At 43.5% G+C, this 19,904-nt stretch carries 22 protein-coding genes, 1 pseudogene and 1 riboswitch; of the genes and pseudogenes, 15 read left to right on the forward strand and 8 right to left on the reverse strand.

The genetic code is table 11. The annotated features are described in order from the left end of the window. Positions 1 to 3: 3 nt before the first annotated feature. From hisA to BEL04_RS04700, 9 genes and pseudogenes are all read left to right on the forward strand, one after another. Positions 4 to 753 carry a 1-(5-phosphoribosyl)-5-[(5-phosphoribosylamino)methylideneamino]imidazole-4-carboxamide isomerase gene (gene hisA, locus BEL04_RS04665; RefSeq protein WP_066000714.1) on the forward strand — a complete coding sequence of 250 codons (750 nt, stop codon included), beginning with the start codon at positions 4 to 6 and terminating at the stop codon, positions 751 to 753. A 57-nt stretch (positions 754 to 810) separates the two neighbouring features. Then, a pseudogene (locus BEL04_RS24565) lies at positions 811 to 1,140 on the forward strand (endonuclease domain-containing protein); the annotation flags it as partial. A gap of 12 nt (positions 1,141 to 1,152) precedes the next feature. Beyond that, entirely contained in the window at positions 1,153 to 1,950 is a 798-nt protein-coding gene (gene hisF / locus BEL04_RS04670; protein WP_066003464.1) for an imidazole glycerol phosphate synthase subunit HisF, read from the forward strand. Between the two features lie 41 nt (positions 1,951 to 1,991). Beyond that, entirely contained in the window at positions 1,992 to 2,624 is a 633-nt protein-coding gene (gene hisIE, locus BEL04_RS04675; protein WP_066000716.1) for a bifunctional phosphoribosyl-AMP cyclohydrolase/phosphoribosyl-ATP diphosphatase HisIE, read from the forward strand. 36 nt (positions 2,625 to 2,660) lie between these two features. After that, positions 2,661 to 3,566: a class A beta-lactamase, subclass A2 gene (gene bla, locus BEL04_RS04680; protein WP_066000718.1), complete on the forward strand. Its 906-nt coding sequence runs from the start codon at positions 2,661 to 2,663 to the stop codon at positions 3,564 to 3,566. Positions 3,567 to 3,651: 85 nt separating this feature from the next. Then, positions 3,652 to 4,560, forward strand: a complete 909-nt coding sequence (locus tag BEL04_RS04685) for a WD40 repeat domain-containing protein (RefSeq protein WP_066000721.1) — start codon at positions 3,652 to 3,654, stop codon at positions 4,558 to 4,560. A 111-nt stretch (positions 4,561 to 4,671) separates the two neighbouring features. Continuing rightward, positions 4,672 to 5,157, forward strand: a complete 486-nt coding sequence (locus BEL04_RS04690) for a DUF4442 domain-containing protein (protein ID WP_066000723.1) — start codon at positions 4,672 to 4,674, stop codon at positions 5,155 to 5,157. A 96-nt stretch (positions 5,158 to 5,253) separates the two neighbouring features. Continuing rightward, positions 5,254 to 5,721 carry a GNAT family N-acetyltransferase gene (locus tag BEL04_RS04695; protein ID WP_066000725.1) on the forward strand — a complete coding sequence of 156 codons (468 nt, stop codon included), beginning with the start codon at positions 5,254 to 5,256 and terminating at the stop codon, positions 5,719 to 5,721. A gap of 13 nt (positions 5,722 to 5,734) precedes the next feature. Continuing rightward, a complete protein-coding gene (locus tag BEL04_RS04700; protein ID WP_066000727.1) occupies positions 5,735 to 6,358 on the forward strand; it encodes a helix-turn-helix domain-containing protein in 624 nt (207 codons plus the stop codon). Here the strand turns inward: BEL04_RS04700 and BEL04_RS04705 are convergent. Further along, positions 6,355 to 7,023, reverse strand: a complete 669-nt coding sequence (locus BEL04_RS04705; protein ID WP_066000729.1) for a hypothetical protein — start codon at positions 7,021 to 7,023, stop codon at positions 6,355 to 6,357. The genes BEL04_RS04700 and BEL04_RS04705 overlap by 4 nt on opposite strands. Positions 7,024 to 7,178: 155 nt before the next feature. Then, positions 7,179 to 9,485 (reverse strand): 5-methyltetrahydropteroyltriglutamate--homocysteine S-methyltransferase, encoded by a 2,307-nt coding sequence (gene metE, locus BEL04_RS04710; RefSeq protein ID WP_066000731.1) that lies wholly within the window; start codon positions 9,483 to 9,485, stop codon positions 7,179 to 7,181. 159 nt (positions 9,486 to 9,644) lie between these two features. Further along, a riboswitch (cobalamin riboswitch) is annotated at positions 9,645 to 9,847 on the reverse strand. Between the two features lie 181 nt (positions 9,848 to 10,028). Between metE and BEL04_RS04715 the strand changes: the two genes are divergently transcribed. Next, positions 10,029 to 10,490, forward strand: coding sequence for an Lrp/AsnC family transcriptional regulator (locus BEL04_RS04715; RefSeq protein ID WP_066000733.1), 462 nt, complete (start codon positions 10,029 to 10,031; stop codon positions 10,488 to 10,490). 73 nt (positions 10,491 to 10,563) lie between these two features. Here BEL04_RS04715 and BEL04_RS04720 read toward each other — a convergent pair whose 3' ends face one another. From BEL04_RS04720 to BEL04_RS04730, 3 genes are all read right to left on the reverse strand, one after another. After that, positions 10,564 to 10,821, reverse strand: coding sequence for a hypothetical protein (locus tag BEL04_RS04720; RefSeq protein ID WP_066000736.1), 258 nt, complete (start codon positions 10,819 to 10,821; stop codon positions 10,564 to 10,566). A gap of 69 nt (positions 10,822 to 10,890) precedes the next feature. Then, entirely contained in the window at positions 10,891 to 11,157 is a 267-nt protein-coding gene (locus tag BEL04_RS04725) for a hypothetical protein (protein WP_066000738.1), read from the reverse strand. A gap of 14 nt (positions 11,158 to 11,171) precedes the next feature. Continuing rightward, positions 11,172 to 11,741: a sigma-70 family RNA polymerase sigma factor gene (locus BEL04_RS04730; RefSeq protein ID WP_066000741.1), complete on the reverse strand. Its 570-nt coding sequence runs from the start codon at positions 11,739 to 11,741 to the stop codon at positions 11,172 to 11,174. A gap of 124 nt (positions 11,742 to 11,865) precedes the next feature. On the opposite strand from BEL04_RS04730, the gene BEL04_RS04735 reads away from it, so the two are divergent. Continuing rightward, positions 11,866 to 13,053 (forward strand): NADH-quinone oxidoreductase subunit D, encoded by a 1,188-nt coding sequence (locus BEL04_RS04735; protein ID WP_139112917.1) that lies wholly within the window; start codon positions 11,866 to 11,868, stop codon positions 13,051 to 13,053. 115 nt (positions 13,054 to 13,168) lie between these two features. Here the strand turns inward: BEL04_RS04735 and BEL04_RS04740 are convergent, their stop codons facing one another. Together BEL04_RS04740 and BEL04_RS04745 are read right to left on the reverse strand one after the other, a co-directional pair. Next, positions 13,169 to 14,266, reverse strand: a complete 1,098-nt coding sequence (locus tag BEL04_RS04740; protein WP_066000743.1) for a S1C family serine protease — start codon at positions 14,264 to 14,266, stop codon at positions 13,169 to 13,171. 15 nt (positions 14,267 to 14,281) lie between these two features. After that, complete coding sequence (locus tag BEL04_RS04745) at positions 14,282 to 14,851, reverse strand: RNA polymerase sigma factor (protein WP_066000745.1); 570 nt, start codon at positions 14,849 to 14,851, stop codon at positions 14,282 to 14,284. A gap of 266 nt (positions 14,852 to 15,117) precedes the next feature. Here BEL04_RS04745 and BEL04_RS04755 point away from each other — a divergent pair, with 266 nt between their 5' ends. From BEL04_RS04755 to BEL04_RS23820, 4 genes are all read left to right on the forward strand, one after another. After that, positions 15,118 to 15,297, forward strand: a complete 180-nt coding sequence (locus BEL04_RS04755) for a hypothetical protein (protein ID WP_066000749.1) — start codon at positions 15,118 to 15,120, stop codon at positions 15,295 to 15,297. A gap of 157 nt (positions 15,298 to 15,454) precedes the next feature. Then, entirely contained in the window at positions 15,455 to 15,655 is a 201-nt protein-coding gene (locus BEL04_RS04760) for a hypothetical protein (RefSeq protein WP_066000752.1), read from the forward strand. A 144-nt stretch (positions 15,656 to 15,799) separates the two neighbouring features. After that, a complete protein-coding gene (locus BEL04_RS04765) occupies positions 15,800 to 15,988 on the forward strand; it encodes a hypothetical protein (protein WP_066000755.1) in 189 nt (62 codons plus the stop codon). Between the two features lie 116 nt (positions 15,989 to 16,104). Beyond that, on the forward strand, positions 16,105 to 16,314 hold the full coding sequence (locus BEL04_RS23820) for a hypothetical protein (protein WP_083227762.1): 210 nt from the start codon (positions 16,105 to 16,107) through the stop codon (positions 16,312 to 16,314). Between the two features lie 137 nt (positions 16,315 to 16,451). Here the strand turns inward: BEL04_RS23820 and BEL04_RS04775 are convergent, their stop codons facing one another. Further along, entirely contained in the window at positions 16,452 to 19,880 is a 3,429-nt protein-coding gene (locus BEL04_RS04775; RefSeq protein ID WP_066000759.1) for an efflux RND transporter permease subunit, read from the reverse strand. Positions 19,881 to 19,904 lie beyond the last annotated feature (24 nt).

Here is a 19,904-nt window from a genome sequence, read left to right on the forward strand (position 1 = left end):
GTCATGTACATAATTCCCGCAATCGACATCCTCGACAAAAAAGTAGTAAGGCTACGTGAGGGTGATTATGAGCAGGTAACCCAATACGAGGTTACGCTCGAAGAAATGATCGAGAAATACCAGTCGCAAGGCACGCAGTATATCCACGTTATTGACCTGAATGGTGCCAAAAGCGACTTTACCAATCAGGAGTACCTGTTCAACATCATCCGCAAAACAGATATGAAAGTGCAATATGGCGGTGGTGTGCGCAGCATCGAAAAGGTGCAGGAACTGATAGACGCCGGTATTCACCGCGTTATTGTCGGTACGCAGGCCATTACCAACCCCGATTTTTTACCGCAATTGAGCAAAGCTATCTGTGGAAGCTCAAAATGCTCTGACAGGGTTGTTGTGGCTATTGATGTGCTCGATGAAGTGATCAAATACTCGGGCTGGATGGAAAGTTCGCCGATCAAACTGATGGATTACGTTGATAAATGTTTAAACCTGGGCTTCTTCCGCTTTTTATGTACCGATATCAATAAAGACGGAAAATTAGGCGGTGCAGGTATCGAATTATACGAAAAGCTGCTCGACCACTCTCCTTTTATCAAACTGATCGCCTCGGGCGGTGTAAGCTCGATGAAAGATGTGGAGGAACTGTCGAAGATCAAGGTAGAATCGTGCGTGGTAGGCAAAGCTATTTATGAAGGCAAGATCAGCATCGAAGAGATCAAGAACTGGAATCTGCAATCATTAATATCCATATAACCCCCTCCGCCCCCTAAAGGCGAGACTTTTGACTAGCATACTTAAATGAAAAAGGATATGTTTCTTGGTGCAAACAACCTGATATTTGGGAATGCTAAGCAATTAAGAGACAATTTAACACATACTGAATTAATTCTCTGGGGATATTTAAGCGGTGGGCAATTAGGTGCAAAATTCAGGAGGCAACATCCAATTAATGATTACATTGCAGATTTTTATTGCCATGCGCATAAATTAATAGTTGAGATTGATGGCAGCATTCATCTTGAACCCGATGTTTTAGCTAATGATGCTGTAAGACAAAATTTTTTAGAAAGTAAGGGTATAAAGGTCATTCGCTTTACAAACTATGAGGTACTTAATCAAATTGAAAACGTATTGAATACAATTAAAGAAAATATAGGCCTCCCCTTTAGGGGGCGGGGGGGGTTAGCCAAGCGAATCATCCCCTGCCTTGATGTTAAAGATGGCCGCACGGTAAAAGGTGTAAACTTCGTCGACCTGCGTGATGCCGGCGACCCGGTTGAACTGGCCTGGCAATACTCGCAACAAGGCGCAGATGAATTGGTTTTTTTGGATATAACAGCCACACACGAACGCCGTAAAACAATGGTAGAGCTGGTAAAAGCTGTTGCGCGTAATATCAATATCCCCTTCACTATTGGCGGCGGTATTAATGAAATTTCCGATGCAGACGCGCTTTTAAATGCCGGCGCAGATAAAATATCCATCAATTCGGCTGCGGTGCGTAACCCTGCTTTGATCGACGAACTGGCTAATGCGTTCGGGGTACAATTTGTGGTTGTGGCTGTGGATACCCGCCATAACGAAGGAAAGAACATTGTTCATTTAAACGGCGGCCGTATCCCGACAGAAAAAGAAACTTTTGACTGGATATTGGAAGCCGAAAGCCGTGGCGCCGGTGAAATACTGCTAACCTCGATGGATCACGACGGTACCAAAGCGGGCTTCGATTGCAGTTTCCTCAAAACTATAAATAATGCAGTGCACGTCCCGGTAATAGCGTCAGGCGGCGCAGGTAATGTACAGCATTTTGTGGATGTGTTTGAGCAGGCAAATGTTGATGCTGCTTTGGCTGCTTCGGTGTTTCACTACGGTGAGATATTGATACCGGATTTGAAAAATGTGTTGAAAGACAAGGGAATTGAAGTAAGAATTAGCCCCCCAGCCCCCTAAAGGGGGAGTTTTTGATTTGCATAAATTTAACTTAAAATATTATGACCATAACCGATACGCCTGCTAACTCCCCCTTTAGGGGGTCGGGGGGCATCGACTTTAGTAAAACCGATGGTTTAGTGCCTGTAATCATCCAGGATGAGCAGACTTTAGAGGTGCTGATGCTGGGTTATATGAACCAGGAAGCCTATGACAAAACTGTTCAGGATAAAATAGTTACCTTTTTTTCGCGTTCGAAAAACCGCTTGTGGACCAAAGGCGAAACCAGCAACAACTTTTTGCATGTAAAAAACATCGCTTTGGATTGCGATAACGATACGCTGCTGATCAAAGTTAAAGCCGACGGGCCAACCTGCCACACCGGGTCGCGCAGTTGTTTCAATACCGGGTATAATCACAACTTTATATTCGAGCTGCAAAACATTATTGAAGACCGCTACACCAACCCGCAGGAAGGCAGCTACGTTAACAAAATGCGCAGTAAAGGTTTAAATAAGATAGCGCAAAAAGTTGGAGAAGAGGGAGTTGAAACGGTAATAGCCGCGCTTGCCGAAAGCGAAACCGACCTGATCAATGAAGCCAGCGACCTGGTGTTTCACCTGTTGGTTTTATTGCGCGAAAAGAATTTAAGCCTCGAAACAATTGCCAAAAACCTGGAATCGAGACATAAATAGTCCATAGCCATTGGTCGATAGTCCATAGTTTTTATTATGAGAACCAAGATCGCTTCTATCCTATTCTTTTTGTTGATATGTGCGTCTGCAAGTTTTGCTCAACAGGCTGATTCGCTACGAAATATCATCGCTACCATAGCTCAGGATGCCAAAGGTACGGTAGGGTTTTGTATGATGAATGTGGAGACGCGTGATACCTTATCTTACAACGGTCGCCTGCACATGCCGATGCAAAGCGTAATGAAGTTCCCGATAGCGATAACCGTTTTGAATGACATCGACGAAGGCCGTTTTACGTTGGATGAGAAAGTACACATTGAAAAAGACGATCTTAAACCGGATACTTATAGCCCGCTGCGCGATAAATTCCCGCAGGGAAATATCGATATCAGTATACGAGAGTTACTGAGCTATATGGTTTCGCTAAGCGACAATAACGCCTGCGATATCTTGCTAAAAGAGATTGGCGGAACTGCACATGTTGAGAATTTTATGCACAGCTTCGGCGTAAAAAACATCGCCGTAAAGGCTACCGAATTCCAGATGGCGCAAGGTTGGGATGTACAGTACACCAACTGGACGACCGCTTTTGAAATGGCCCGCCTGCTCGACATCGCCAACAAGCCTAATTTCTTATCGAAAGAGAGCCATGCTTACCTGTGGAAGATCATGCAGGAGACCAGCACCGGGCCAAAACAAATTAAAGGGTTGCTGCCTGCAGGTACCATCGTCGCACATAAAACCGGTCGCTCAGGCACTAACGACCAGGGTATTACTGCAGCTACAAATGATGTAGGCATTATTACCTTACCTAATGGCAAACACCTGGTGATCGCTATATTTGTGAGCAACTCTACTGTGGATTTACCAACCCGGGAAGACGTAATGGCACGGATAACCAAAGCAGCCTGGGATTACTCTTTGGCAGTCCATGGTCAATAGTCCATAGACCATGGAAAAAAGAACTTATATTTACAAAATTGATAGTCGATCTATGGACCATGGACTATCAACTATGGACTGATCTATGCACATCGAAAAAATAGCCGAGCTATCCGGTCATAGCAACCCTATATTTACTTTGGAGCTTTCGCAGAAGCCGGGTATTCTGTTTACCGGCGGTAATGATAAAGGCCTGGTAGAATGGAGTTTGAATACCAATTCGTTTATCAAGGTGATGTTCCCGGTAAGGGCATCGATCTATGCGGTGCATGGCACTGCCGATTTTCCTTTGTTATTTGCCGGTTTGCGCAGCGGCGAGGTATTGGTGTTCGATTTTATTAAGCAGCAGCTCCTGCCCTCTTTAAAACTTCATTTAAAGCCGGTATTCGATATCAAATCGCTGAAGGGCAAAAAAGAATTACTCATCGCATCAGAGGACGGTACGGTTTCGATATGGAACCTGAACGATCTGAGCTTTTTGCACAGCATTAAGGTATCGCACGACACGATCAGGGCGATCGCTATCACACCGGATGAAAAGCAAATAGCCTTTGCCTGCCGCGATAACATGATCCGGATATATGATGCTGAGGATTATAGCCTGATCAAAGTTGTTCCCGGGCACAGCATGGCTGTATTTGCATTAGCTTATTCGCCCGACGGAAGTTACCTTGCATCAGGCGCGCGTGATGCCCAGGTTAAGATTTGGGACAGCGCAACATACGAGGAGATCAAAAACATTCCCGCGCACCTTTTCGCTGTAAATCACATTGCCTTCCACCCTGTCGAGCCTTATTTTGCGACCGCCAGTATGGATAAAAGCATCAAGATCTGGGGATCGGACGATTTTAAGCTCTATAAAAATATCAGCCGGGAAAAAGGCTACCCTATTCATCGCCTGTCTGTCAATAAACTGGCCTGGTTTGATGAGGGGACAAAGCTGGTTTCGGTTAGCGATGATAAACTGGTACAGGTGTGGAGCGTGGCCTTTTAATGTGCAAATGATTTCCGCTTCATCGCATTAGTATCATAATTTGCACATCTGCACATTTACTCATCTGCACATCTCTATATTTGCACATTAATTAATCCACACATCTGATCAATGGTAGTATCCGAACGAGTTTTAAAATGGGCCATGCGCCTATATCCGCCCCTGCTGTCGCAGCGCATCTGGGTACAAAAATTCGGTAAGGGTTTTACCAGTGTTGAGGTTAAAGTAAGCAAGAGCTTTCTGAATAAAAACTACAATCACTCCATATTTGGCGGGACGATTTTTGCTGCTGCAGATCCGTTTTATGCTTTGTTGTTCGATCAGATTTTACAACGCCGCGGGTTTAAGGTTCGTGTGTGGTTGAAATCGGCACAGATACAATATTTAAAACCCGGCCGTACCAACCTGTATTTCAGGATAAGCATCAGCGAAGAAGAAATTGCCGAGGCTGAGCATATCTTAAAAACAGTGGGTAAATATGTAAAAGCCTTCCCTGTTGAAATGTACGATAAGAACGGCCTGCACTGTGTATCACTAATAAATGAAGTATACGTTAGAAACCTGTATACCGACGAAAAGAGCACAATTGCGTACTAAGTGTTGGTTAAATGCCATTTGTTAATAAGTTGTTAAGTGCGATGATACCGTAAAGTTGATGCTTATCGTTAACTTAGCATAGTAATACTACCCGCAATGTCTACTGTAATTAACGATAGCCATTTTTTCGCGAAAGGCTTCCTGATATCCACCGATAAGAATCTCCTCGACTTTGACGTTATTTATAACTACCTCGACCAGGAATCGTATTGGGCCAAAGGGGTACCTGCAGAACGCTTGCGCAGGGCAATAGCCAATTCGATGTGTTTTGGCGTTTACCACAATAAAAAACAGATCGGCTTTGCAAGGATGATCACCGACAAAGCCACGTTTGGTTATTTGGCCGATGTGTTTATCCTTGAAGAATACCGCAGGCAGGGTTTATCAAAATGGCTGGTGCAAACCATCACCCAACATCCCGAACTGGAAGGGTTGCGCAGATGGAGCTTGGCAACACGTGATGCCCACAGCCTGTACGCTCAGTTTGGCTTTACCCCGGTAGATAAGCCGGAGATTTGGATGCAAATCTATCAACCTTATCAAACAACCGTTAATCAATCATAAATGGAGGTGCAAAATGAACATCAAAAAACTGATATCGGAAGGCGAAAGTGTATCTCTGGATTTCAAAAAAACCATTACGAGCTGTGAAAAGATAGCCCGTACCATGGTGTCGTTCGCCAATAACAAAGGCGGGCGGCTGCTGATCGGTGTTTATGATGACGGCACGATCAAGGGCGTCAAATCAGAAGACGAGGAGCGCTACATGATCACGCGGGCGGCACATTTATTCGCCCGTCCGGCTCTTGAGCCTACCTTTGAAGAGATTTATGTTGACGATAAGCTGGTACTGGTGGTAGACATTAAGCCCAGCGATGAAAAACCTCATTATGCTCTTGCCGAAGACGGCAAATGGTGGGTATACATCAGGGTTAAAGATAAAAGCGTGCTGGCCAGTAAAATAGTGGTCGACGTTTTGAAACGCTCGACGCAGGAAGAAGGTGTATTAATCGAATACTCAAACAAGGAAAAAGCACTGCTGGAATATCTGGATACGAATGAACGAATCAACATCCAGGAGTATTGTAAGCTAATTAAAATGACCCGCAGGGGAGCGCAGCGTATCATTGTAAACCTCGCACTTTCAGGTGTTATCCGGATACATACAAGCGAAAAAGAAGAGTATTACACAGCTTGTTAGTGCTCGTAAATAATCTGATCTTCCTTAACGCCTAACTCTTTCAGGTCGCTGATTACCTGCCCGGTAAATTTATCAGGGCCGCAAACATAGTAGTTATGGTTTTCCTTGCTCACATATTTGGATAGCAACTCTTTATTGATGGTTTGAGGCGTAGCTCCCGGAGTTGTGGGATGGTTGATGACGTTGATCAGCCTATCGCCCAGCATGGCCTTCAGTTCATCGCGTAAAATAATATCGGCTTCGCTATGGTTGGCAAACAGCAAAGTATTGCCGGGGAGCTTGTTTTGAACTTTTAACTGTCGCAAAATAGAAATAAAAGGTGTTATGCCTGCCCCGCCTGCAATGAACAAACCGGATTGCTGATAATGGATCGTACCAAAAACCTCGTGCAGCAACAGTTCATCGCCGGCGTTCACATTCAGCAACTGATGAGTAACACCATTATGGTCGGTATATATTTTGATGGTAAACTCAAGGTTTTCCCAGTCGTTTAACGACGTAAAAGTGAATGGCCGAAGTTCGTTATCCCAATCTGGCTTGTTGATCGATACATCAGTCGCCTGCCCGGATATGAAAGTATAACCTTGAGGCTTTTCGACAACAAAATGTTTTACGTTATGTGTTACAAAATTAGTTTGTAACACCTTTACCACGTGCTTTTCCATTTCTTTGATTTTAAGAGTATTAACCGCGATGAGGCTGGTTGGTTTTAGAATTGTTTACGGGTGGTAATCATTGTCGGTGAGGACACCGACAATGGCGACAATGTTAACAAAAAAAGGCCGTACAGCAACACCGCACGGCCCAGGTATCGGGATAATTAAACTGGTTGTTCGGCAAATATCTCCCGTGCATCTTTCGCGGCCTGCACCATATTGATCAGAGCAGTTTGGGTTTCGGGCCATTTGCGGGTTTTTAAACCGCAATCGGGGTTAACCCAGATATTGCCTGCAGGCAACAGGTCGGCTGCCTTTTTAAGCAGGCTAACCATCTCGTGCACAGTAGGCACGCGGGGCGAATGGATATCATACACCCCAGGGCCGATCTCGGCCGGGTATTTAAAACCGGCGAAAGCTTCCAGCAACTCCATTTGCGAACGGGATGTTTCGATGGTGATTACATCGGCGTCCATAGCTGCTATATGCTCGATAATATCATTAAACTCGCTGTAGCACATGTGGGTATGTATCTGGGTTTCGTCTTTCACTCCGCCTGCCGAGATGCGGAAAGCTTTAACCGCCCAATCGAGGTATTTCGCCCAATCGGCTTTGCGTAAAGGCAAGCCCTCGCGGATGGCAGGTTCATCGATCTGGATAACTTTGATGCCCGCTTCTTCGAGCGCAACAACCTCATCCCGGATAGCTAAAGCTAGCTGATAGGTAGTTTCCGACCGTGGCTGGTCATCGCGCACAAACGACCATTGTAAGATCGTCACCGGGCCGGTGAGCATGCCTTTCATTAACTTTTTGGTATTGGCCTGCGCAAATTTGCTCCAATAAACCGTCATATCCGCCGGACGGTTGACATCGCCGTAGATAACCGGTGGCTTTACACAACGGCTGCCATAGCTTTGCACCCATCCGTTTTTAGTAAACAAAAAGCCGTCGAGACGTTCGCCAAAGTATTCCACCATATCGTTACGCTCAAACTCGCCATGCACCAATACATCGATTCCGATCTGCTCCTGCCAGCGGATAGCGCTGATAGTTGCCTCAGCTATCTGATCATCGTACTGCTGCTGTGTGATCTCGCCTTTTTTAAGCCTGGCACGCAACTGGCGTATATCATCCGTTTGCGGAAATGAGCCGATAGTTGTAGTCGGGAACAAGGGCAATTTAAACCTCCCGCGCTGTATCTGCTGGCGGTTCACGAAAACACTTGTGCGATTGGCATCGGCATCGGTAATTGCATCTACACGTTGTTTAACTGCCGGTTTATGTATCAGTTTGGATAAATTACGGCCGGATACCGCTTTCAGGTTATCCTGTAAAAGGCCGTTGTTATTATGTGCGAGTATCTCGTTCAGTTCGTTAACCTCGTTGAGCTTTTGCCTGGCAAAGGCCATCCAGTTTTTAATTTCGGGTTCTATACCTGTTTCCAACGCAAGATCAACCGGTGTGTGCAGCAATGAACAGCTCGGGCTTATGATTACCCTGTCCCTGCCGATAACTGCTATAGCCTTTTTGATATGCGCAATCGAGCGGATGTAATCATTTTTCCAGATGTTGCGGCCGTCTACTACACCTAATGAAATGCTGAGTGTCGGTGGAGCCAGACGAAGCACATTATCTAGCTGATCAGGCGCTCGTACCAGGTCGATATGCAGGGCGTCAACCGGCAATTGCACTGCCAGTTCAGTGTTCTCATGCAAGCTTTCGAAATAGGTAGCCAACAGGATATTCAATTGCGGGCATTGTTTCCTGATCTCGGCATAAGCCTGTTTGTAGGCCTCTTTTTCTTTGGGCGACAGGTCGAGCGCTAAAAACGGTTCGTCTAATTGTACCCAAACTGCCCCCTGCACTTTCAGGCGTTTAAGTATATCGACATAAACCGGCACCAATCTTTTGATCAGATCGATCTTATCAAAGCCCGCTTCTTTTTCTTTGCCCAGTAACAGGTACGATACCGGCCCCAACAGCACAGGCTTGGGTACAACGCCTAATACCTGCCGGCCGAAGTTAAACTCTTCAAAAACCTTTTCGGAGAAAATCTTAAACTGCTGGTCGGCAGTAAATTCGGGTACGATGTAGTGATAGTTGGTATCAAACCATTTGGTCATTTCCATGGCGGTGATGTCGAGGCCATCCCTCTGATAACCCCGCGCCATGGCAAAGTACAGGTCGATCTCGTGCTTCCCGTTATCCCGGCTCAAAACAGGTGAATACCTTTTCGGGACAGCACCAAGCATCAGCGATGTATCGAGCACCTGGTCGTAAAAGCTGAAATCGTTACACGGGATCAGATCGATACCCGCATCCTGCTGAGTTTTCCAGTTTGCAGCGCGGATACTGCGCGCAACTGCGAAAAGGTCAATACGGCTCATTTTTTCTGCCCAGTACTGTTCGCAGGCTTTTTTAAGTTCGCGGTGGGTACCTATCCGTGGGTACCCCAGGTTTTGCGTTAGCATTTTCTTTTAGTGATTAAATGAATAAATCTGTTAAAAGCGCTTTGGCTAAACTTCGCAATACGACCGTGTCAGAAGAAAAAGGCAGATGCTGATAGTCAGACAGAATATACCTTCTGCTGCATTTTATCAGCGCAGACCATTTGCTTTTTTCGCGAAAGCATTGTCCTTCCGGAAACAGGCTGGTATCCTGGCTTATAGTATTCCGGCCCTCCTTTCCAGGTGCACTTAGCACCCAGTGGACATTAATGGCCGAAACTTTTACCCTACTCACAGTTGCGCGACAGCCCATGATTTACACATGGTTCCCTTTTAATCTCCCAAAGTATTGTACTTATGAGAGAACCTTTTCCGGTTGATAAAGTATAGTAAGAACTTTCTTTGCCCCAGCCCACTAAGTGACTGAATACTGAGCAAAGCTATATATATAGATTTAATAACTTATTTAACATCAAAATATCAATAAATTAATCTACATTTACACGTTATTATAGACTAATACACTTAAAAGAGATATTAATCTGTGGTTTAAAAGACAATTATCCTATGGACGAACTTGATGACACTGACAAGCAATTACTAAGGTTGCTTGGCGAAGATTCTGAGATTACCATTAAAGAACTTGCAACGAGAGTGAATCTTTCACATACCCCGGTTTTCGAACGGGTTAAAAAACTGAAAAGCAATGGTTATATCAAAAAATACATTGCCCTGATCGATGCGGAAAAACTCAACTATGGCCTGATCGTGTTTGTTAATATTAAATTGAAACAACACGATAAATTTATCGGAAATGAATTTGTTAGTGATATTCTCAGGTTGCAGGAGGTTGTGGAATGCTACAACATTTCGGGAGATTTCGACTTTTTGCTCAAAGTTTATGCGAAAGACATGAAGCATTACCAGGATTTTGTTTTTAACAAACTTGGATCGGTGACCAGTATAGGCAGCACCCACAGTACCTTTGTCATGTGCGAGAATAAAAACACTTTCAACATTAACTTTTAGCAAAAAAAAAAGCCGGAAGTATATACTTCCGGCCTCAGTGGGGCATTGCCCTTTTCTTTCTGCAAAAAAAGTTTTACATCTTCGATGACATTTTTGATGACATCTTCGACGTGCTGTCTTTTTTCATTTTGTCCATCTTCATCTTGTCCATTTTTCCTTTCTTCATCTTGTCCATTTTCATTTTATCCATCTTCATTTTGTCTTTTGCCATTTTTGAAGTGTCGGACGTTGCTGTATGACTGATTGATGCAGCATTTACATTTACTGTTGTAACTGCAAGTGCAATAACTGCTGCCGAAAAAATAGATTTGATACTGTTGTTGATTTTCATCTTGATCCTTTTTTAAGTGATTAGTTTATTTTCAACTTAGTCGGACCCGATTTAACAACCTTACAACATTTATTTTTTATTTAGCTCTTCATCAATCCGGTTTTGCAGTTCGCGTTTAAAACTATCGTCGAGCCTGTATTGCTGGTTTTTAAAGATATGCTGCACCATGCTATTGATGATGCGTGTTTGCTGGCCATACAGCTTGCACACGTTACAACGGTACAGATGTATCCGCAACTCGATGACCTCGCGGAAGCTAAGCTTTACAAATTCGCGCTTCTCCATCAGCAAGGTTGCCTGGCGGCAGTTGTAAACTATTTTTTTTAAAGTATTCATTTCACATTCCTTTCTTAAAGCCAGTTTTTTTGCAGGCAGGCCCGCAGGTTTAACTTGGTACGGTGAATAATTACCCAAAAATTTGAAGCGCTGACCTTTAGTTGCGTGCATATCGTCTCGGACGATTCATCGTCGATATGCTTCATTGTAAAAACAGCCAGCCACAGGGCGGGCAACTTTTCCATACACTGCTTTAAAATATGGTTCAGCTCTTTATTTTCTAAGGCCTGGTGGCCTTCAATGCCAAAAGCCACCGGGCGGTGCTCTTTATTCCAGTGGCCATCCTCGCCAAAAAAATCGCTTTGCTCACGTTCGGCGTTCACTACGTCAGACGATACAACTACCGATGATTTTTTGCGGTACACATCTATAATTTTGTTTTTCAGGATGGCCGTAAGCCAGGTGCGCTCGGAGCTTTTGCCCTCAAAAGTGTGCGCCCGCTGCAAGGCGGCCAAAAAAGTTTCCTGCACCAGGTCTCGAACCAGTTCGTCATCATCAATCCGTTTACGTGCAAAAGCGTATAAATAATCAGCATACGTACCCACCCATCGGCGCGGATCAGTCGCTACAACATCATCGGTCATTAATACAGATTTAAAGGTGATAGTTATATAAAGATAGTTAGTCGGTAACGAAGTGGTATCCTTACAGCTATTTTTAATTTTATTTAAAAGTTTTTATACCGATTTTAGCAGCCACATCCATAGCATGAAATACACCCGGGCCTTAGATAATTATCGCGAAAAGATTGCCAGCGTAAATGCCGGCGAAATGGTACTCAACATGGGGCCGCAGCACCCGTCTACCCACGGGGTTTTACGCCTGGAGCTGATTACCGACGGCGAGATAGTACGCGAGGTTATCCCACACATCGGCTACCTGCACCGCTGTTTTGAAAAGCATGCCGAGTCGCTCACATACCAGCAAACCATCCCTTTTACCGACCGGATGGACTACCTGGCATCGATGAATAACAGCCACGCGTTTGTAATGGGTGTTGAACGGATGATGGGCATTGACCACGACATCCCAAAAAGGATTGAATACATCCGGGTTTTAGTTTGCGAATTGAACCGTATTGCATCGCACCTGATCGCTATTGGCACTTATGGGATCGACATCGGCGCTTTTACGCCATTTTTGTGGTGCTTCCGCGATCGTGAGCACATTATGGGGATGCTGGAATGGGCCTCGGGTTCGCGTATGCTGTATAATTATATTTGGGTGGGCGGTTTATTTTACGATTTGCCCGTAGGTTTTGAAGAACGTTGCGCTGAGTTCATCACCTATTTTAAGCCCAAGATGATTGAACTAAACAAATTACTTACTGATAATCAAGTATTTATAAACCGCACTGCTAACGTGGGCGTGCTCCCGCTTGATGTAGCTATTAACTATGGTTGCAGTGGCCCGATGCTTCGCGGATCGGGACTAAAGTACGATCTGAGACGCATCGACGGTTACTCGGTTTACCCGGAACTGGAGTTTGACGTACCTGTGGGCACCGGGTTGATGGGCAGCGTTGGCGATTGCTGGGACAGGTATAAGGTAAGGGTTGATGAGATAGAGCAATCTGTAAAAATTATAGAACAATGTCTTGACCGTCTCACAAAAGAACTAAAACGCACACCGGATTTTGACCCGCGTGCCAGGCTACCGCGCAAAATCACACCAAAAGCACAGGATTTTTATGTGCGCGCTGAAAACCCTAAAGGCGAACTGGGTTTTTATTTTGTTGCCGATGGTAAAAGCGAGATACCATTCCGCGTAAAATCGCGCGGGCCGAGTTTTAACAACCTTTCGGTACTCCCCGCCATGGCGCAAGGTGTAATGATAGCTGATCTGATTGCCATCGTTGGTTCGATAGATTTTGTTTTGGGAGAAGTGGACCGGTGAGAATAGAATCAAGAAGCAAGAGTTAAGAAGCAAGATAAAAACACGTTCTAAAACAAAAAAGCCTTAGCTGATAAACAGCTAAGGCTTTTTATTAATACCGTATTTTTGAAAGTGTTTACCGGTTATACACCTTAACCATAAAAATATAGTTCTGCACCTTATCTATCTGTTGGGTACGGCTTAAGTTAGCTATACGGCTTTTTGTATTTAAAGACAATTTATTGATCAGCGAATCGGACTGAACCGCTTTTAATAAATATTTTGATTTAACAGCATAAGAAGCTCCTTCAATTTTATTACTGATCACCCCTACCACATTACCTTTACTGTCAAGCAGCGGTCCGCCACTATTCCCAAAGTTAACATCCATCGAGGCTAACTGATATTTTAAGGTGTCGCCTTTTAGTCCGTTTGCGGAGCTCAAATAGCCTTTATTGTAAACAGGTTCGTCGGCATCATTTTTCGAATAACCGATAGTAAACAAATCTTCTCCTAAGCTTGATTTACCTTTCTTAAAGCCATAAGGCAAAGTGCCTAATGATTTAAACGAGCCATCGGTGATTTTAAGCACAGCAAGATCAGAAGCAGGATCGACAGAAACAATTTTAGCATGGTAACCCTCGCCGTTTGCATTTTGAACGTAAACAGAATCCGCACCTTGTACAACGTGAAAGTTAGTTGCGATATAGCCATCGGGCGACAAAGCAAAACCGGTACCCACGCCGGCATAGTTGCTTGGTGCACCCTGGTTATGGTTATTAATATGGCTGATAGAAGTTGCAAAACTTTTATTGGTTTGTTTTATCCTTTCAACATCCTTCTTTAAGTTGATATAAGCATCATCCTGTTTAAGCGATTTAAAGTAACCTGTTACAAACAAGGCGCTTAAAACCGCAAATATGGCAACTGAAGCCGCCAGCGATATTTTTGAATGATGATTGCGCCAGATGCGTACGATAAGCGAAGGATGATGCACGAACTCATCTTTAAGCGCCTGCACATCAATTTCGTTATGGATGGCGTTCAGCATGCCTTCAAACTCAACCCGCTCGCCATATTGTTTCAGCCTCTCGGTAAATTGCTGGTGTTCAATAACACGACTGTCTACGGCCGGGTTATCATGGCGCAGCATTTCGAAGCGGGCGCGTTCGTCGGCGTTCATTTCGCCGTTCAAATACCGTTCGATAACCGATAATAATTCAATGTCGCTCATTTCAATCTCTCCTGTTTACTTTTGCTGAAAAAACAATTTTTTCAGCCTTTGCAGGCATTTATACTTCTGGGTTTTGGCATTATCAGCATTGGTATAGCCAAATTTTTCGCAGATCTCCTGCATAGATCTGTTCTTGATATAAAAATCTTCAATAATGGTTTTACAAGGTTCGCCCAGCTCGCGCAGGGCGCCTTCCATTTTATCAAATTGAATATCCCTCTCTTCGTGCGATACCAGGTCTTCATCAACGGGCAGGTATTCCTGAAAATCGTGGATATCACCTCCGTATTTGCTCATCTGGTTCAAACGTTTTAACCAAAGCCTTCGGCAGATTGAGTAAATATAAGTTTTTAACTTGCTACTTAACTCAAAGTTACCCGATTTAACCTTATTATAAAGAACGATAATAGCTTCCTGATAAATATCCTTAGCCTCGTCTTCGTTACCGTTATTACTGATAATTAATTGGAGCACCATCGGAAAGTAGGCTATATATATGCGTTTGAGCATACTTTCCGAATTGTTAAGTATGCCTAAAATAGCTTCGTTGTCGGTTGGTGCTAAAATATTTGTATTCTTATTCACTCTTAATACGCTTTATACCAAATGGTAACCCAATAATTTTTAAATAATGAAGAGTCGCCAGGTTCAAAAAAAACAAAAAACGAACGTTAATGCCAGTATATTTTGTCAACATCAGGTGCAATGCTGCCTGGTATGAATATAAAGCCGTCATTTTCAATTGATTCTCTTCATAAGTAAAAAAATTAAAAAAAGTAGTTAAATACAAGGTTACCTTTTTAAGAATTGGGTATTAAGGTTAAATTATTAATTAAATAACGAGCAATCCAATGAAAAACTCAATCAAATTAGGCGCAGTAGCTTTAGTAGTAGCTGTAGCTTTTGCAGCTTGCGGTGGTAATAAATCAGCTTCGACTGTTGATTCAACCGTTGTTAAAAAAGATTCGACTGTTAAAGTTGACAGCGTAAAAGCCGACACTACTAAAAAAGACACTACTAAAAAAATGTAATTCATTTTTTTAAGTGATTAATTAAAAGGCTGAACAGATATATCTGTTCAGCCTTTTTTTATGTATTATTTTTAAAATTTACAGCGTTTTTTTTCTTTTTGATACTAAACTCCTATATTTAAGCATTAAAGTTTAAACTAATCACAATTAAAAAAAAATGAAAAACACACTAAAATTAGGCGCTTTAGCTTTGGCTTTAGCTGTTTCTTTTGCTTCTTGCTCGGGTTCAAAATCAACTTCAGCTACCGATTCGACAGCTAAAACCAGCCCGGACACCGCTACCAAACCACACCCGGATACCGCAAAACACGACACCAGCAAAATGAAAATGGCTGATACTACTAAGAAAAAAATGTAATTCTGATCTTACAGAATTAAAAAAGGGTAGACAAATTTTTGTTTACCCTTTTTTATTGGCTGTATTATCAAGCGATATAATTGGGTTACCTTTTAACATCAATGTGTATTAAATAATAATTAATCACAATTAAAAACTTAAAAAATGAAAAAATCGATCAAATTAGGCGCTTTGGCTCTGGCTTTAGCCGTTTCTTTTGCTTCTTGCGAGGGCAAAAAATCTTCTGCTACAGGTGACACTACTGTTAAAGCTGCAAAAGACAGTGGCACTACAACCCTTCCTCCGCCAGATACTTCAAAAAAACCGGTCGATACTGCTAAAAAGAAAATGTAATTTTTAAAGTATTAACAGTAAAAAGGTAATCTTTTCATTTTTTTTCAAATGATTGGGTTACCTTTTTTTATTTTGGGTATTAAGCGGTAACTATTAATCACTTTAAAACAAAAAAAATGAAAAATTCAATCAAATTAGGTGCTTTAGCTTTGGCTTTAGCTGTTTCTTTCGCTTCTTGCTCGGGCAAAAAATCAACTTCGGCTGCCGACTCAACTGCTAAAGCTGACTCTGCTGCTAAAATGGCTGCTGACAGCACTAAGAAAGACACTACCAAAAAAGACACTGCCAAAATGAAAATGGCTGACACTACCAAGAAAAAAATGTAATCGACCTTTTTCTGGAAAGAAATCAAAAACCGCTGTGAAATTCGCAGCGGTTTTTTTGTGTCACAACTTATTGATTGCAAAAAAAATCCCTGCAAAGGTAATTTGCAGGGATTTTTACCCTTATGCTCAGAACAAGCTTATGCCATCTCTGGTTTCAGCTCTTCTTTTTTGACTTCGGGAGTATGGCCACCAAATAATTTTTTAAACCAGTTTTTCATGTGTACACGGATGATGTACATACATGGCACCAGGATAAGTGTAATGATGGTTGCAAAGCCTAAGCCGAATATCATGGTCCACGAAAGTGGCCCCCAGAATGCAACGTTATCACCACCGAAATAGATATGTGGTTTAAATTCTGTAAATAAGCCCACAAAATCGATATTGAAACCAACAGCCAGGGGTATCAAACCACAGATGGCAGCAGTTGCGGTTAACAATACCGGCGTCATCCTTGTACGGGCTGCTTCAACAACCGCATCGTGCAAATTGTTACCCTGCTCCATCAGCATATCGGTAAACTCAACCAGCAGTATGCCGTTACGCACTACCACACCGGCAAGCGCTATGATACCTACGCCGGTCATTACGATCGAGATCGTCATACCCCACACGCTTACTCCCAGGAATACACCGATAATGCTAAAGAATATTTCGCTGATGATGATAAACGTTTTACCTACCGAGTTGAACTGGATCATCAGGATGATCAGGATCAGCCCGAATGATACGCCCAGCGCGGTTAACAGGAACGTTGCTGCCTCAGCCTGATCTTCCTGCCCGCCACCCTGACGGATGGTAATATCATCGGCATGTTTGAAGCTTTTAATAGCTCTTAATATATTGGCGTTAACATCGTTGGCGTTATATGGCTGTACCACATTTGAGCCGAGCGTTATTACGCGCCTTTGTTGCTTACGCTTGATATTGCTATAGGTATTGGTAAACCGGACATCAGTAAAAGCTGATATAGGCACTTGGCGTATTGCCCCGCCCATTGCCATATCGCGGTACGTCATTTTAAGATTACGGATAGCATCGATGTTGTTGCGCTGCTGTTCGTTGGCGCGAACGGTTATCTCGTAGTTATCCTCTTTGGTATTCTTAAAGTCGCCTGCTTTTGCCCCGTAAACCGTGGCGCCCAAAGCCTGCGTTATCGTATTGGTATTCACGCCTTCGCGGTTAGCGCGCTCACGGTCGACATCAAATATGATCTCCGGTTTATCGCTCTGCACATCTGGCGTGAGTTCTTCGATACCGGCAATATTCTGGCTATTAATGTATTTTTTAAGCCTGTCGGCTGTTTTCACCAACGAGTCGAGGTTATCTCCGATGATCTCGAGGCTGATATCTTTTTGCGTTGGCGGGCCACCGTGCTCTTGTGCAACAGCAATCTTTACACCTGGCACACCCTGTACCTCGCGGCGGATATTGGCCAGTATCTTTTTGGTGTCCTTACCGTTACGTTTGCCAAACTCAACAAACGCTACCGTTATTTTACCCTTGTTTGGGTATTTTCCCTGATCTTCATCCTGCGGGTCGGTAACGCTTACCGTTACGTTAGATATAATTGACGATACAATGTCTTTATCCGGCTCGACTACTTTAGCTACACGTTTTTCCAATTGTGCTGTAACCTGGTTGGTGTAGGCCTGGTCGGTACCGATAGGCAAAGTAACATATACATACACAAAGTTAGGGTCGCCGTTGGGGAAGAACTCTACTTTAGGCGAACGGATAGCCATAAACACAAAAGTGAAAATGAATAATACAATTGTGCTGATCAATATGGTAATAGGCCTGTGTACGGCCCACTCGAGGCGGCGCGCATACCACGACTGGAATTTTGGCCAGGCATTATTCTGGAAAGCATCAATGATACGCAGCAACAAAAAGTGGTTAAGCAGGTAAAGGAAAGCCGCAAACACCACAAAATTACCGATACCCTTATTCATAGCGTAACCCAAAAGTGCTACCACTGCAAAAACGATGAGCGACCTGACAACCTTTTTATCGAATTTAGGATTGTCGTGTTCGCCCTCGTGATGCGGTTTCATGAAATCGACTGCAAAAACAGGGTTCATGATGTAGGCAACCAATAACGAAGCAAGCAAGGTAATGATGAGCGTGATAGGCAGGAAGAACATGAAATGGCCGATCAAGCTGTTCCAGAAAGCCAGCGGAATGAATGGCGCCAAAGTAGTCATGGTGCCCGAGAATACCGGCAGGAATACCTCGCCGGCAGCTATTTTCGCAGCTTCTTTTATCGGTACCCTGCCATTGGCAAAGATACGGTGCGTGTTTTCGATAACTACAATGGCATCGTCAACCACGATACCCAAAGCCAGCAGGAACGAGAACAACACGATCATGTTCAGGGTAAAGCCTATGGCCGGCATTACCAGGAAAGCAACAAAGCACGACAACGGAACCGAAAGGGCTACAAACACCGCATTGGTCGTCCCCATAAAGAACATGAGGATAACCGTAACCAGTATGAAACCGATAACGATAGTATTGATCAGGTCGTTCAGTGTCGAGCGTGTTTTATCGCTCTGATCGCCGGTTACGGTGATATTCAACCCTTTGGGGAAAACAGTTTTTTGCTTTTGAACGATAAGGTTATTGATCTTATCAGAAGCCTGGATCAGGTTTTCGCCCGCACGTTTACTTACGTTCAGGGTAATTACATTTTTAAAGTCAGGGTTATCGTTTGTTTTTAAACGGGCATAACTTTCCTGGTCTTTAAAACCATCCCTGATTTCGGCGATATCGCGTAAGTACACCGCTTTCCCGGCAGGATTGCGAATGATCATAGCTCCTACTTCATCGGCACTCTTAAAATCCTGTTTGATATCGATCGGGCGCTGCATGCCATCAATAATTACATTACCGGCGGTACTGATGATGTTTTCGGTACCGATAGCCTGGATGATATCTCCATACCCCAGCTGCGCAGCCGACATTTTATTCAGATCGACGTTAACCTGGATATTGGGCGTAAGCGCCCCTACCTCTTCAACCTTCGAGATTTCTTTATAGCTTTCAATATCATCTTTTAAGTTATCGGCATACTCCTTTAACTTTTTCAGATCGTAATTGCCCGAAATGTTAATATAGAGGATAGGTAAATCGGCTACGTTGATATCGGATATGGTAGGGTCTTTCAGGTTAGCGTCATTTTGCGGAAGATCGGCCTTGGCTTTATCAACTGCATCCTTAACATCCTGCTTGGCATCCTTTATCGCAATATTGGCGTTAAATTCAGCCGTGATTAACGATACGTTCTGCGAAGAGTTGGAAGTAACTTTTTTCAAACCTTTAAGCGATTTTAGCTGCTTTTCGATCTGACGGGTTACCAGCAACTCGATGTTCTGCGGCGATTGCCCCTGGTAAATGGTCGTAATAAAAACTTTCGACTGGGCTATATCCGGAAAGTTTTCTTTCGGCAGGTTATTGTAGCTGATCAAACCCAATACCGTGATCAGGAAAATAAGCACATATACCGCCGTTTTATTATCGATGGCCCAACTTGAGGGCTTAAATTCTTTTGCGAGATCTTTCATATCAGATCGTTTAGTTTAAGTGAG

It is taken from the genome of Mucilaginibacter sp. PPCGB 2223 (assembly GCF_001705515.1).
Taxonomy (GTDB): domain Bacteria; phylum Bacteroidota; class Bacteroidia; order Sphingobacteriales; family Sphingobacteriaceae; genus Mucilaginibacter.

Coding starts and splice junctions, on each gene's coding strand:
- BEL04_RS04735 (WP_139112917.1), top strand. CDS start 11,866: ATGAAATACACCCGGGCCTTAGATAATTATCGCGAAAAGATTGCCAGC.
- metE (WP_066000731.1), bottom strand. CDS start 9,485: ATGCTAACGCAAAACCTGGGGTACCCACGGATAGGTACCCACCGCGAA.
- hisA (WP_066000714.1), top strand. CDS start 4: ATGTACATAATTCCCGCAATCGACATCCTCGACAAAAAAGTAGTAAGG.
- hisIE (WP_066000716.1), top strand. CDS start 1,992: ATGACCATAACCGATACGCCTGCTAACTCCCCCTTTAGGGGGTCGGGG.
- BEL04_RS04700 (WP_066000727.1), top strand. CDS start 5,735: ATGAACATCAAAAAACTGATATCGGAAGGCGAAAGTGTATCTCTGGAT.
- bla (WP_066000718.1), top strand. CDS start 2,661: ATGAGAACCAAGATCGCTTCTATCCTATTCTTTTTGTTGATATGTGCG.
- BEL04_RS04690 (WP_066000723.1), top strand. CDS start 4,672: ATGGTAGTATCCGAACGAGTTTTAAAATGGGCCATGCGCCTATATCCG.
- BEL04_RS04705 (WP_066000729.1), bottom strand. CDS start 7,023: ATGGAAAAGCACGTGGTAAAGGTGTTACAAACTAATTTTGTAACACAT.
- BEL04_RS04775 (WP_066000759.1), bottom strand. CDS start 19,880: ATGAAAGATCTCGCAAAAGAATTTAAGCCCTCAAGTTGGGCCATCGAT.
- BEL04_RS04685 (WP_066000721.1), top strand. CDS start 3,652: ATGCACATCGAAAAAATAGCCGAGCTATCCGGTCATAGCAACCCTATA.
- BEL04_RS04755 (WP_066000749.1), top strand. CDS start 15,118: ATGAAAAACTCAATCAAATTAGGCGCAGTAGCTTTAGTAGTAGCTGTA.
- BEL04_RS04715 (WP_066000733.1), top strand. CDS start 10,029: ATGGACGAACTTGATGACACTGACAAGCAATTACTAAGGTTGCTTGGC.
- BEL04_RS04765 (WP_066000755.1), top strand. CDS start 15,800: ATGAAAAAATCGATCAAATTAGGCGCTTTGGCTCTGGCTTTAGCCGTT.
- BEL04_RS04725 (WP_066000738.1), bottom strand. CDS start 11,157: ATGAATACTTTAAAAAAAATAGTTTACAACTGCCGCCAGGCAACCTTG.
- BEL04_RS04730 (WP_066000741.1), bottom strand. CDS start 11,741: ATGACCGATGATGTTGTAGCGACTGATCCGCGCCGATGGGTGGGTACG.
- BEL04_RS04740 (WP_066000743.1), bottom strand. CDS start 14,266: ATGAGCGACATTGAATTATTATCGGTTATCGAACGGTATTTGAACGGC.
- BEL04_RS04720 (WP_066000736.1), bottom strand. CDS start 10,821: ATGAAAATCAACAACAGTATCAAATCTATTTTTTCGGCAGCAGTTATT.
- BEL04_RS23820 (WP_083227762.1), top strand. CDS start 16,105: ATGAAAAATTCAATCAAATTAGGTGCTTTAGCTTTGGCTTTAGCTGTT.
- BEL04_RS04695 (WP_066000725.1), top strand. CDS start 5,254: ATGTCTACTGTAATTAACGATAGCCATTTTTTCGCGAAAGGCTTCCTG.
- BEL04_RS04760 (WP_066000752.1), top strand. CDS start 15,455: ATGAAAAACACACTAAAATTAGGCGCTTTAGCTTTGGCTTTAGCTGTT.